Annotated in this window: 15 protein-coding genes; 6 read left to right on the top strand and 9 right to left on the bottom strand. The window is 35.6% G+C overall.

What is annotated here, in order from left to right:
• The first annotated feature begins 17 nt into the window (after nt 1–17).
• Entirely contained in the window at nt 18–626 is a 609-nt protein-coding gene (locus EHQ70_RS15540; protein ID WP_135587904.1) for an anthranilate synthase component II, read from the top strand.
• Between the two features lie 75 nt (nt 627–701).
• On the opposite strand, the gene EHQ70_RS15535 is transcribed toward EHQ70_RS15540, so the two are convergent.
• Both EHQ70_RS15535 and EHQ70_RS15530 read right to left on the bottom strand, forming a co-directional pair.
• Nucleotides 702–1,925: an LIC10025 family lipoprotein gene (locus EHQ70_RS15535; RefSeq protein ID WP_135587902.1), complete on the bottom strand. Its 1,224-nt coding sequence runs from the start codon at nt 1,923–1,925 to the stop codon at nt 702–704.
• Nucleotides 1,900–2,415, bottom strand: a complete 516-nt coding sequence (locus tag EHQ70_RS15530) for a peroxiredoxin family protein (protein ID WP_244288366.1) — start codon at nt 2,413–2,415, stop codon at nt 1,900–1,902. The genes EHQ70_RS15535 and EHQ70_RS15530 overlap by 26 nt, the downstream gene beginning before the upstream one ends.
• Before the next feature lie 73 nt (nt 2,416–2,488).
• On the opposite strand from EHQ70_RS15530, the gene EHQ70_RS15525 reads away from it, so the two are divergent.
• Nucleotides 2,489–3,241, top strand: a complete 753-nt coding sequence (locus tag EHQ70_RS15525; protein WP_244288365.1) for an SHOCT domain-containing protein — start codon at nt 2,489–2,491, stop codon at nt 3,239–3,241.
• On the opposite strand, the gene cysE is transcribed toward EHQ70_RS15525, so the two are convergent.
• Nucleotides 3,238–3,954: a serine O-acetyltransferase gene (cysE, locus tag EHQ70_RS15520; protein WP_135587898.1), complete on the bottom strand. Its 717-nt coding sequence runs from the start codon at nt 3,952–3,954 to the stop codon at nt 3,238–3,240. The genes EHQ70_RS15525 and cysE overlap by 4 nt on opposite strands.
• Nucleotides 3,955–4,315: 361 nt before the next feature.
• On the opposite strand from cysE, the gene EHQ70_RS15515 reads away from it, so the two are divergent.
• The 3 genes from EHQ70_RS15515 to EHQ70_RS15505 are packed head-to-tail and all read left to right on the top strand — an operon-like array spanning nt 4,316 to nt 7,414.
• Complete coding sequence (locus tag EHQ70_RS15515; protein ID WP_135587896.1) at nt 4,316–5,245, top strand: site-2 protease family protein; 930 nt, start codon at nt 4,316–4,318, stop codon at nt 5,243–5,245.
• Nucleotides 5,242–6,639: an NHL repeat-containing protein gene (locus tag EHQ70_RS15510; RefSeq protein ID WP_135587894.1), complete on the top strand. Its 1,398-nt coding sequence runs from the start codon at nt 5,242–5,244 to the stop codon at nt 6,637–6,639. Before EHQ70_RS15515 ends, EHQ70_RS15510 begins: the two co-directional genes overlap by 4 nt.
• Before the next feature lie 46 nt (nt 6,640–6,685).
• Nucleotides 6,686–7,414, top strand: a complete 729-nt coding sequence (locus tag EHQ70_RS15505) for a hypothetical protein (protein WP_135587892.1) — start codon at nt 6,686–6,688, stop codon at nt 7,412–7,414.
• 7 nt (nt 7,415–7,421) lie between these two features.
• Here the strand turns inward: EHQ70_RS15505 and EHQ70_RS15500 are convergent, their stop codons facing one another.
• The gene (locus EHQ70_RS15500) at nt 7,422–8,615 is read right to left on the bottom strand and encodes a DegT/DnrJ/EryC1/StrS family aminotransferase (RefSeq protein WP_135587890.1); all 1,194 of its coding nucleotides are present in this window, start codon (nt 8,613–8,615) and stop codon (nt 7,422–7,424) included.
• 156 nt (nt 8,616–8,771) lie between these two features.
• Between EHQ70_RS15500 and add the strand changes: the two genes are divergently transcribed.
• Complete coding sequence (gene add, locus EHQ70_RS15495; protein WP_135587888.1) at nt 8,772–10,124, top strand: adenosine deaminase; 1,353 nt, start codon at nt 8,772–8,774, stop codon at nt 10,122–10,124.
• Nucleotides 10,125–10,184: 60 nt separating this feature from the next.
• On the opposite strand, the gene EHQ70_RS15490 is transcribed toward add, so the two are convergent.
• The 5 genes from EHQ70_RS15490 to EHQ70_RS15470 form a co-directional block, all read right to left on the bottom strand.
• Nucleotides 10,185–10,850 (bottom strand): YdcF family protein, encoded by a 666-nt coding sequence (locus EHQ70_RS15490; RefSeq protein WP_135587886.1) that lies wholly within the window; start codon nt 10,848–10,850, stop codon nt 10,185–10,187.
• Nucleotides 10,851–10,859: 9 nt separating this feature from the next.
• Nucleotides 10,860–11,375 (bottom strand): VOC family protein, encoded by a 516-nt coding sequence (locus EHQ70_RS15485; protein WP_135587884.1) that lies wholly within the window; start codon nt 11,373–11,375, stop codon nt 10,860–10,862.
• Between the two features lie 183 nt (nt 11,376–11,558).
• Entirely contained in the window at nt 11,559–11,936 is a 378-nt protein-coding gene (locus EHQ70_RS15480; RefSeq protein ID WP_135587882.1) for a nuclear transport factor 2 family protein, read from the bottom strand.
• Nucleotides 11,937–12,050: 114 nt separating this feature from the next.
• Nucleotides 12,051–12,620, bottom strand: coding sequence for a YdcF family protein (locus tag EHQ70_RS15475; protein WP_135587880.1), 570 nt, complete (start codon nt 12,618–12,620; stop codon nt 12,051–12,053).
• A 22-nt stretch (nt 12,621–12,642) separates the two neighbouring features.
• Nucleotides 12,643–13,026 carry a hypothetical protein gene (locus tag EHQ70_RS15470; protein WP_135587878.1) on the bottom strand — a complete coding sequence of 128 codons (384 nt, stop codon included), beginning with the start codon at nt 13,024–13,026 and terminating at the stop codon, nt 12,643–12,645.
• Nucleotides 13,027–13,132: the final 106 nt, after the last annotated feature.

Raw genomic sequence — 13,132 nt, 5'->3', positions numbered from 1 at the left:
AAAGGAGACAATACAAAATGAAAGTTCTCATCTTAGATAATTATGATTCTTTTACATTCAATCTTTACCAAATAGTAGGAGAAATTTTAGAAGAAAGAGAAGAACTCTTTCAACTGGACGTGATTCGAAATGATGAAAAACCTTTTGAAGTCATCAAATCAGCTAACTACGATAAGATTATTATTTCACCAGGCCCCGGCCATCCTGCAGATCCTGCTTATTTTGGGGTGAGTGCAGATATATTGAAGGAACTTGGAAAAACAACACCCGTACTTGGGATTTGCCTTGGGATGCAAGGAATGGCCACTGTGTTTGGTGGCGAAGTTGTACGGGCCAATGTAGCCATGCATGGAAAACTTTCACCTATTGAACACGATGGAAAAGGTGTTTTTTCCGGCCTTACACAAGGGATAGAAATTATGCGTTATCATTCGTTAGTTGCAAAAGAAACTTCTCTCCCAAAAGATTTGGAAATTACAGCACGAGTTTCTTCTGGTGAAGGGAAGGGGGAGATCATGGGTCTTCGTCACAAATCTTTAAAGATTGAAGGAGTTCAGTTTCATCCGGAATCTTTTGGATCGGAAGAGGGAAAGGATCTACTCAGAAACTTTATCAATTCGAACTAAAGTCCACTCGCAGTTCCCACGGAGTTCAATTTAAATTCTAGAAGTGAGCCTTAACTTTTGATTTGTAGTTTGGTTTTACTTTAAATCCTTTAACATAGCTTCTTCCCAAGAAGCAAAAAAGTCAAAGTCATTGCTGGCTTTTTGGGAATCATCACCACCAAACAAAGAAAAACGTTTTCGTTTGTTTTCATTATACGTAGTGATTGTATTAATTTGGCCCTGGGCTGTTTTTTTGAATGTGGCATGAATTTGTGAGCCACCTCGGCCTTGTGTTCCTTGGATGAGTAGGGTGAAAAACTCACTAAAATATTCATCCATATTTCCAGGGATAAAAAAGTTTACAAAACCTTGTGGGATGACGTAGAAAAAATTTCCGTTAATTTCCTTTTTTCCAATCCGTACAAATTGTCCATCAATTGTATCTATTTGTTTATCAAAATTTGTTTTTAGTTTGTATTCCAAATTTTGGATTTTTACAGTGATTCCAAATGATCTGATTTCGATATCTCCTAAAAAACGAATTTCTTTTGGAGATTGGAAATAATCTAACGGTGGATTGACTGGGAAATGAAATTGTATGGTTTTTCCTTGGTTAGTGATTTTTAATTTATGTGTTGGATTGAATTTATCCCAGATTTCAAGATTGATTTTGGTTTTCTCTAAACGAGAACCTGTACGTTGGTAAAACCCTGGGAACTTTGTTTTTGTATCTTCATTAATGGTAAATTCTAAAGTATGCCACTCCGCATTCTCAGTGATATGACAAGCCATGGCACTACATAAAAATTGTAAATTCTCTGAAGATGATTTTAAAGATTGGTAAGCGTTGTGATCGTTGACTGCTAAAACAAAATCATGAAACCATTTAAAAAAATCTCTAGGTTGGTAACCGTTTAATTTGTGAACAATTCTTCTTTCTACAGCATAAATTTCTCGGTCTTCCCAAAGTTTTGGAGTAAAGGTAACTTTTGCGGAATAATCATATTTTGATGGTTCGGCCTCGTTCCAATGCAAATTCCAATTCTGTTGGTTGTCTATGGTTCCATAGAGAGAAAGGAAAGGGTACCCTTCGGATGATTTCTGCAGTTGGGATTCGTTTTCTTCGCTGAGGCTTCCAGCCAAAGCTGAAAAGTAAATTTCGTTTTTGGAAGTGGATTTTATAGAACGTTGTAAGTGGTCGTAACCTTTCCAAAACGTGTAGTAGTTTTCATTTTTTTGAAGACAATTAGAAACACTAACAATGAATAATATACAAATGAAATAATTTTCTAACTTATATCTCTTTTTTAAGAATGCCATATACTTGTTGGATGATAGCTTCATCCATCTCTTCCTGATAGGATGATGAAATCAATTTTCCTGCTTTATTATAAATACGTAAATAGGATTCGCCTTTAGTTAGACCAACGGCGAGATGACCTTTGCGGTCTAAAAGAATACTTTCGAATTGTTTTGTTCTGGATTCTTCTACATAATCTTCCACAAGTTTGTTTGTTTCTTGGAAGTCCAAATAAAGTAGAAAGTGCACTTTAGAACTATCCTTCCAAAGTAGATTTTGCATTTTCCAATAGAGTTTTCGTCCCTGTTTGCGACAAATTTCCAAATCTCGGAGGAAACATCCCATAAGCACAACGGGTTTTCCTTTTATGGAGCCATCAGAATACGATTGCCCATATTGATCCTTCATATGAAATTGTGGCATGGGTTGCGTTTTCCATTCTTCACCAGATACCAAAACTACTGCTAAAAGAAATATTACAAAACGTGACACAGTTTTTAAGGTATTCATAAATTCATTAACGGCAAGTTCAAAAATTTTCTTCGTTTTGATTCTAGTTTTTTTTACATCGGGTTGTTCCAGTTTGACAAGAAAAATCAGGTTGGTTGATTCATCAGCTTCCTTAGCATTTTTTGAAGTAGAGGAAGAGGAATGGAAACAAATTTTTCCAAAGGAGATTTCCAATCTAGGTATTAACGGAAAAAATTTTACTGAGCTAACTAGTGTTTTAAAATCAATCCAATACAAACGAGGTGTGCTTGCTTATGAAGATTGGGAATTTTTGGTTCCCGATACTTACCTTCCTGAAATACAGAGGTTTGTAGAGAAAATAAATTCAAACCAAGAGCCAAAAGTTTATCTTTGTATTTTTAAGGTAGATGATATCCTCTCACCTAATGTAAAAATTTTAAAAACCAGTTTTTACATTCTAAGTACAGCAGATGGATTGGTAATACTATTTCATGAAATGAATACGAATATCAGCTTTCAAACGCAGTATTCATTTGAAGATTGGGTGATCTTTCATCCTACGGAAATCAAACCTATCTACAGGCCTGAACTTTGGTTACGAGACAAACAGAATACAAGTTTGTATAAAGTAAAAACGGAAACCAAAAACTCTATTTTTGGAAATGTAATCATCTTTAAAATACCAGATTTGATGCCTAACCCCCCCATTTATCGTTATCCGAAAGAGGAAGACATAGTAACACCTGTGGAAACTTGGAAGTCGGTTCCAGAAAAATTAAAAGCTCTCGAGGAATTAAGAAAAAATCATCTCATCACAGATGAAGAATACAATAGGAAAAAAACAGAACTACTAAAAGAATTTTAAATTCCATCACCGTGGATGAATTCTTGGATGAACCGATCATCCTCCGGAACATCCGGTGAAGATTTTTCTAATAGTTGTTGTTTCTCATAAAGTTTGTTGATGAGTTGCTGTTGGGTTTCCACTTTTTCCAATAACACAGAAAAAACTTTAGCAATTGGATCCGGCATTTGATTGTGCTCTAGCATTTGTTCAACGCTATCAGAACCAGGATCACCAGCTTTGACGACCTTACCTGGAATCCCAACTACTGTGGAACCTGCTGGAACGTTTCGCATAACAACGGATCCAGCTCCAACACGAACATGGTCTTCTACGGTAATATTTCCAAGAACTTTGGCTCCAGCACCAATCACGACATTTTTGCCAATGGTTGGGTGGCGTTTTCCAGACTCTTTCCCTGTTCCGCCTAAGGTCACTCCTTGGAAGATAAGAGAACCAGATCCGACAATGGCTGTTTCTCCAATCACAACCCCGGAGCCGTGATCGATAAAAACACCAGCTGCAATTTTGGCACCTGGATGGATGTCGATCCCTGTCAAAAACCGGCTAATGTAATTCACGAGACGAGGAATGATCGGCAATCGGAGTTTATAAAGTAAATGTGCAAATTTATGCAGCCAGAGGGCGTGCAATCCCGGGTAACAAAGGACAATTTCCAAATACGATTTGGCTGCCGGGTCAAATTTTTTGATGATTCTTATATTTTCAAACATTGATTAGTTGGTTTTAATTTTAATGATTAGACGAGTCAACTTTTCCCAGAGTTGGGAAAGATTTAAAAGGAAATGAGACAATCTGTCTGTACAAAAAATCCACTTGTTCAATGGATTCTGAAGACCCTTCCAAAGGAAGAAAATTTTAGTTCTACTGTTGCAAGAAAAACATATGACCTTGCCTAAATGAATCTGAATTGACACAGATTTTCTAACCGAATTTGGCAAAGTTCAGACAATCTGAATGAGGTTCAGATAGTATACTGAATCAATTTTCATTCTTTATTTTAGTTTCTAATTGCTTCTATAGTTAGGTTCCATAAGCTTTCGAGTAGAAATAAATTTCTAGGTGGTTCCGAATTTGGAATCAAAAAAAACAATACACATACTATTATTCATCCTTACTTTTTTTACTTTAACATATTCGGATATATTTCTAAATCCTCAAGTTCCACAAACATTTGAGAATTATAAACTTTTCTTTTTTGAAAATTGGCCTTATTCCGTTTCGTTGTTATTCATCCTTTTAGCTCACGAAATGGGCCACTATTTACCTGCAAGGTATTATGGTGTTAGAGCAACATTGCCTTATTTCATTCCACTACCTGTGGGGCCTATTGGAACTATGGGTGCGGTCATTCAAATCAAACAACAAATCCCTGATAAAAAAGTATTATTTGATATTGGAATTGGTGGACCTACAGCTAGTTTGGTTCTCTCTATCATTGCATGGTTAGTGGGAATTAGTCTTTCCAAAGTCATTGAAATTCCACCGGATTTCGATAAGTCTGGGTTTTTATTTTTTGGAGATAGTCTTTTCACATATTTAACAACTCAGTGGATCCTTGGACCCATTGATTTTTCGAGTATGGACATCCAAGCTCATCCTCTTGCGAAAGCAGGATGGGTGGGACTACTCATCACTGCGGTAAATTTATTACCTTTCGGTCAATTGGATGGTGGTCATGTCATCTATTCTATGTTTGGTGAAGGATACAGAAAATGGATCCATCGCCTCTTTGTTTTATTTTTGATTTTTGCCTTAATCCATTTCACTTGGTTACTTTGGGGTTTTATTATCTATTTTGTGGTAAAGGTAGAACATCCTTTCATTCAAGATTCCGTAGTAGGAATCGGAAAGTTTCGATTTTATTTTGGCTTGGTAATGTTAGTAACTTTCCTAATCATTTTTGTTCCGAAACCAATTATCTTGGGATCAGAATTTGATGATTCTTCTTTACTGACTGATATTTTTCGTCTGATAACAGATAACATTGGGTTGGATTTATGATTCGTATTTTATTTTTATTAATTTTTTTTTCCTGGGGTTTGTTTGCTCAAGAGAGTAAAGAATACAAACTTACTGATAAAGCTTACGGCCTTGCTTGGGATGGAGTCAATTTTTGGTACATTGATACCAATCGCCGAGCCATCATCAAAATCAATGAAATTGGTGAACAAGAAATTTTTAACTTAGGTTTGGCGAATCTTCGAGGGATTAGTTTTGATTCAAGAGAAGGGAAACTCCTTGTAGTTGCTCCCAAACAAATTTTAAAATTGGATCCCAATTCCGGTGGTATCACTGACAAAATCCAAATTCCTCTTTCGAATGTGGCGGGGATTGCGAGCGTAGGAAACTATTATTATATTTTGGATTTGGATTCTGGAAAGGTTCAAATTTATGACCAGTCCTCTTCGCTTTTGATTGGTGGTTTTTTTACCGATAGAACTCGTCCACGTGACATTTGTTATGGAAGAGATTCTTTGTGGATTTCCGATTCTGCGGATAACAGTATCTATCGTTATGATACCAAAACTGGAAAAATTACAGGGTCGATCAAAACAAATCTACGTTCTGTGCGTGGGGTTTTACTCAGTGGTTCCAAACTTTGGGTTGTGGATCGCGAAAATAAAGAAATCAAAAACATTCCCTTCATTGAAACAGAACGTTTCATTGCTTCAGGTGAAGAAGAATACAATTTAGAAGTTTCTATAAAATTCAAACTGGATTCAGTTTCTTTATCGAAGGCACAAATTGCGATCCTTCATCCCCCTTCTAATGAACAACAAAGGATTCGTTCCGTTAAATTTTCTGATACGGGTTACCAACCTACTTTCATCCAACGCAACAGAGTGCATTTAAAGAAACTATCGATTGAAGATTTGCCTGGGGAACAAATTGTGAAATATAAGTTTTCATCTAAAAATCAGTTTATTAAATATTATGTTACTGATGAATATTTAGATAAAGACGCAGTTTATCCTGGTGATGTAACTCCTTATTATGAGAAAGCAAATGAAGAAATAAAACTTTTGCCTAGAGATTATTTAGACGCGGTATACCAAGCACGACAAACTAGCATTAGCATTAATGAATTCAAAGACAAAATGAAAGAAATCGGCGTTCCGATCCAACCTTTCCGAATGATTCGATTTGAAAAGGGAAAAGCAAAATCAATTCAAGATTCGTTATCTATCTTTCTTCTCAGTTACGGTTGGATTCCAATCGCTGATTTAGGGCTGGGAAGCAATACGGACAAACGATATTTCGAAAAAAAAGAGTCTGATTTGATTTTATACCAAAGTTTGAATTTCAAATCTTCGGTTTCTCCTGTATACTTCCGTAAAGATGTCAATTCGGAATGGGAAAATTTACCTGCTGAAATTACTTATAAAATTAAGTAAACTTTCGTTTCTCTTTCTACTCTCTTGTTCCATTATCGGTCCAAAATTGGATTCGGTATTTGTAGACAAAAAGATAGAAAGAGAAACAAAATTCAAAGAACTAGTTACTTCTACTTGGATACAATTTCCAAAACTTGGATTGTACTGCGAAAAAGAATTATCCTATCATAAAATATTCTGTAAAATCCAAACGGTTTTAAGTTTTCGCAAACTCGCAGAGTATTTAGACATCCAAATTTTTGAATCAGGACCTCACAATAAATATTATCTTGAGCTGAACTCAACCGATGCATTTGGTCATTACAATCCTGAATTTCCTATTAAACTACGCGAATATTTACTCCCTGCAAAAACAAATGAAACATTATATACATTAACCTTACCGATTTACGAAGGATTGATTCGAAAAACGGCTCGAGAATTTTTTATTGTTTATCAGAAATTAGATTCTAATCCTAAGTTTTTTAGAAATGAAGCGGATCGTTATCTTTTGTTAGTGGAAGAAAACCGTTTGGATCCGTATTATTTGGATCGTTTTATTTTGTTTTTATATCCCGCATTTACCGATAACGAAGATCCAGAAGAATCATCCAGGTTTGTTTATAGAAAAGGCGATGAAACCATTGATTCTCAGGTGGTCAAAGAACTTGTAGGGTTTTGGATTCGTAGAAAGGCGGATGGAACAGATACAGAATTTGTTTTGGGTTTAGTGGATTTATTAAAGTTATACGATCCGGAGTTTTATCAAAACCGAATCGTACCCTCTTCTAATTAACTTACAATTAACCTAAGATATCTTTCATTGCATCAATCACATCTTTTTCGTCTGATTTTGTCATACCAGCAAATAAAGGTAATGATACAGAACGATCATACATCTGGCAGGCATTCGGATATTCTTTACGATTGTATTGGAAGGTTTTTTTATAATAAGGATGTTCGAAGATAGGAATGAAGTGAAGGCTTGTGCCAATATTTCTTTCCTTTAATTCTTCTACCAAACTGTCGCGACCCATTTTTGCAATTTTTGGATCTAGTTCAATGCGGTAGAGGTGCCAACTATGGATTCCGCTAGCATCTTCTTTGGGAAGTTTGACTCCCTTTAAGGAACTAAATTCTTGGTTATAGTGTTTTGCAATTTCAGTCCTTCGTTCCCAAAAACTATGTGATTCCTTTAATTGGACAACACCTAAAGCTGCTGCGATATCGGTCATATTGTATTTGTAACCAGCATCAACTACTTCATAATACCAGCCTGGTCTGTTAAACGCATCACGGTTAATACCATGAAGTCGCATTTTACGAATGCGTTCTGCGGATTCTTTATGAGAAGTGGTGACCATGCCCCCTTCCCCCGTTGTGATTCCTTTCGTTGCATAAAAACTAAAAACTGTAAAATCGCCCCAAGTCCCAATCATCTTATTTTTGTGAACTGCAGGAAAAGCATGGGCAGCATCTTCGATTACATATAAATTATATTCTTTCGCAATCGTCATGAGCCCTTCCATATCACAAGTATAACCTGCTAAGTGGACGGGCATAATGGCTTTGATTCGTTTGCCGGTTTTTTTACTGGTGAGTTCCTTACCGTTCCATTTACATTTGGATGTAATTGTTTCACGAAGGGTTTCGGGAGTCATTAGGTTGTGGATGGGATCCACATCGGTGAGAATGGGTTCGGCTCCAAAATAACAAATCACTTCTGTCGTAGCAGTAAAGGTTATGGAACTGGTGATCGCGGCATCATCGGCGGTGAGTCCGATGGCTTCCAGAGCTAAGTGAAGTCCGGCAGTTGCCGAATTGACAGCGATGGTTTCTTTGCTACCTACAAAGTCACCGAACTCCATCTCGAATTGTTTTACTTTCGGACCTGAGGTGACCCAGCCAGACCTAAGCACTTGGGCGACTTCCTCAATTGCATCCTCCGAGATCGAAGGAAGAGCAAACGGTAGGAATGTTTTGCGAGATGTGAGCATATTCATTTATACGACATAATTCGGAAAAAATTTCCAGTCTTTTCCGCTCCCAAATTTCCTATCGACGAGATTTTTGAAAGCTGAATAGGGATTTTCACCCAAGCCTTAAAAATCTACTTGTAGGCACTTGCGAAATTTCGCATTCTTTCCTGGAACATGGAAGTTCCTTTTTCTGAGATATTAAATCGTATTGCTGTCATTGACCGTGACATTGCTGAGCTGAATCGGTTAAAAAGCCGCCTGCCAGCTGACAGACCGTACTCGCCTACCATCCAACTTACTTTTGATAAACAAATCAATACTCTGTTAAACGAGCGGGTTTCCTTGATGGAACTCCCGATCCTCCATCCTCCCCTTTGGTTACTTTCCAAAGAGGGGTTGGAACCATCCACAGAGTCTCCTCTCCTCAAAGAGAGAAAATCCTTACTTGCTGGGGACTTATCGATTCCCCATCCAAACGAACAGGATGTTATCAATTTTATTCGCGAAATTCCGAAAACAGAAGTGCACCTCCACTTGGAAGCTTGTGTGAACAAAGAAACTTTGAAATTTTTGTACAAAAAGAACGGAATCGAAGTTACCGATAAAGAGTTTGAAGATAAATACAACTTTAAAGATCTAAATGGTTTCATTCAGGTATTTTTCTTTGTGCAAGGATCGGTGAAAGAAGCATCTGACCTCGGTTATTTTATCGATAGTTTAGCAGACTATTTACGTTCTAATAATATCATCTATTGTGAGGCATTCTTTGCTCCGTCTAAGTTCATTCAAAATGGATTGGATTTTGATGAAATGGTCGAAGTGATGGTAAATCGCATTCGCCAAATCGAAGTCAAAGATGGAATCACAATTCGATTGTTAGTTGACGTTTCTCGATCCTTCGGTCCAGAAAATGCTATGAACAATCTCAAACGAGTATTGGGATTAAAACATAAAGAAGTCATTGGAATTGGACTTGGTGGTGCGGAACTTATGGGTCCTGCTAAGGATTATTCTGAGGTATTCAAAGTAGCTCGCGAATCAGGTTTAAGATGTGTGGCTCACTCCGGCGAAGATGATGGGCCTTGGGCCATCTGGGATGCAGTCAATCTTTGTAAGGCGGAAAGGATTGGACACGGAACTTCAGCAATCCAAGATCCGGAACTTGTTCGTTACATGAAAGAAAACAAAATTCCGATTGAGATTTGTGTGACTTCAAACGTTTTTACTGGAAAATACGTTCGCAAAGAACAAAACCATCCGGTTCGTTATTATTATGACCAAGGATTGATGTTGTGTATCAATACGGATGATCCTGATATCTTTAATGTAAATCTAACATATGAATTTTTTAAACTCTATCGTTTCTTAGATTTTTCTATCGATGAAATTATTGATTTGGTAAGACAAGGTGTATTTTGTACTTTCCATCCAGAAAAAGAAACACTTTGGGCTGCAATGGAAGAGAAGATAGATCAAATTAAATTAAAATACAATTTGGTTTCAGAAAAACAAATAGCAGCTGTTTAATTTGGATTTTTATATAATTCCTTTAACTTTAAAGTTATAGATTTGTTGGAAACTCAATTGTTACCGAATTAGATGTAAGTTATAGTCTCGGGAAACGAGATGATTAAAGGCAGATTCAACGGATTCAGGTATAGAGATTTCAGATTGAAAACCTAATTTGGGATACGTAATGATTCTTTGTAAATCGCCTACGATTTCGTTGATAATCATAAAAAGATTGATATATTGATGAGGGGCTTCCAACAAAGAGTATTTAGGTGCAGAAATGATGAATTGTTTATCGGACCATTGTTTGTCTAAAGCCAACCTAACTCTTAAGGTCATAGAAGGTTTCTGAATCGCAATGATGGAATTTATCTCAATGTTCATCGCGTTCAACATAGATTTAGAAAATTGAATGTTTTCTCTCGTATTGGTAGATTTATTTTCTATAATGATGTCTTTTGTGGGAATCCCTTCGTTAAGGGCAAATTTAGCAAAAGAATCAGCTTCGGAATCTGAGAATATATTCTTAGTAAAAAAATTGAGTCCACCTGAAAACAGAATTTGATTCGCATAACCATTTCTGTATAAATCTGCAGCATACTTAGCAATTCTTATATCATGACTACATAAGACAAAAATTAAATCTGCTTTATCAAGATCATCCTTTTGTGTGAGAAAGTCCCAAATGATTGAAGCAGATTCTATATCTGTATCAGAAATTTTTTTATGAGAAAGTAACAATGAAGTCTATTAACTTACCGCTTCTTTTAACGTTGCAATGTCTATTTTTCTCATCTTTAACATGGCTTGTGTGGCACGTTCTGCTTTGATTGGATCTTTATGAGAAATTAGTTGTAAAAGAATTTTTGGGGTGACTTGCCAGTACATACCGAACTTATCTTGAAGCCAACCACACATACTTTCTGTACCACCATCTGCTAAAAGAGCATTCCAATAATAATCTACTTCTTTCTGAGTTTCTACACTGATCATAAAGGAAACTCCCCAAGTGAATTTAAATTCAGGTCCACCATTGTAAGCTGTAAACTTTTGTCCGTTTAAAATGAACTCACCTTGCATTGGGTTTGCCGTAATGATTTTGGATTTTTTAAAAACCGATGCGTAAAACTTTGCCACTTCTTCAATGTTTGCATTAAACATAAGAAAGGGTGTTATGCTATGCGTAGGATTGGCGTGATAATCTAACTTTTTTGAACTCGATTTTGTTTTGGTTCCGCTACTTTTTTTCTTCTTCGGTGCTGCCATAATTTTCCCCTTACTACAATTTGTTAGAATATGGTATGTTCATAAGTTTTTGATTGAATGATCGAAAAACAGAGATATTTAATTGTTTTCTAAAGAATTCTTCAACTCTTTATTATTCGGTCTGGAAGAAATTAACGATTCCTTATTGATTCAATGGTCTTTGGTTTTGTTAATGAAATTGATTCAAAAAATTATTGACAACAGGAGTCTAGGTTCTCCTATCAAAAACCAGGCATTGAGTATTTTTTCATCGTTAATTTCATAAATTGCCAATACATCTACGTTTCCTTTTCCTTCTGGGAAATTTCGAGTAACCAATTCTTGATCAACAATTTTTCCGTTAAATTGAGTTCTTGTGATCAATTTGGCAAAAAGATCTGGTTCTTGAAAACGGATCAAATGTCTTTCTTTGATTTGTTCGATTCCTTCCGCTAACAAAGTATTCGGATGGAGATAGATTTTTGCATTTTGGTCCCAACATTGCAGAAACAAATCAATATCTTTATTGTTATACGCTGTTAATTGCTTATCGATTAATTTTAGATTAATTTGTTCATTCATAAGTGGTATCTTTAAAAACTTCCTGTTGGGACTGCACCTACTTGGATTACGCCATCAAGGGTAAGTAATTCGAGTACGATTATTTTTCTAATGGCAAAGTTCCTTGGTGAAAAATTATAAATTCAGAATGATTACATAAGGTAAGGCAATGGTTTCTCTGAAGATTGAATAGAAATCTCGGATTTCAAAATACCTAGCATAGGAAGTTTTTATATTGATGAAGCCAGTTTTTTTAACTAAAAAGGACGCTCTATTGAGATGATAATACTGTGATATGATAAGAATTGATTCAGAAAAATTTGAACCTAAGATAATTTTTAGATTTTGTGCTGATTTTTCTGTTGTAGAACCAAGGTTATCTTCAATGATTTGATCCGCATCAATTCCCTGGGTGACTAAATATTTTTTCATTACCTTTGCTTCATCAAATCCTTCTTTTCCCAATCCCCCGGAAACTATTATTTTTTGAATTAAATGTTCTTTATAAAGAATGACTGCCCTATCTAATCGGGCTTGCAATCGATCTGATGGTGATCCATCTATTTCAACTTTATTTCCCAGAACGAGAGCTATATTCGAAGTTAAATTTTCTGCTTCAACAAGTCCAGTTGAGACAATATAACTAGAAGATATGAGAAGGTAGGCTAAAAATAATTTGATAATATTATAGAATAATCTTCTCATTTAGATTTTTAGATTGCTACTTCTATTGGATCTTTCGCTCTAAAATGGCTCCCAATGTAATGGAAAAAAACAAAATAGAGAGATATCGAAATCCGATTTGGATAAAATACAGATCCATAGGCATTTTGGACATGGGAAGTAATATTAGAATGTCTAATATCCAATTGAGAAATAACCAGGAAATTCCAATGATGATTCCTTCTTTAAAAAAGTTAGAATCAACTAACAAAAAATATCGAAATAATAAAAAACAACCACTCAGAGATCCAACAACAATCATAATTGTTTTGAAAAAAAATAAGTCTATTTGTAATGTACCTTCTTTTGAAAAAAAGAATATCGAGATAAAAAACGGTACAAACCAACTCAAAAATCCAAATCCTAAATTCCGTTTAATTGCTTTCATAACCATAAAACCTCTTTATAATAATCAATGCAGTTTAACAGCGAGACGTCTGCTATAAAAATATCAATTTTCTGCTTTCCATCTGTATAATAGATTGACAATAAAT

Source organism: Leptospira congkakensis (assembly GCF_004770265.1).
Taxonomy (GTDB): Bacteria; Spirochaetota; Leptospiria; order Leptospirales; family Leptospiraceae; genus Leptospira_A; species Leptospira_A congkakensis.
This window is presented reverse-complemented; position numbering and strand designations above follow the sequence as displayed.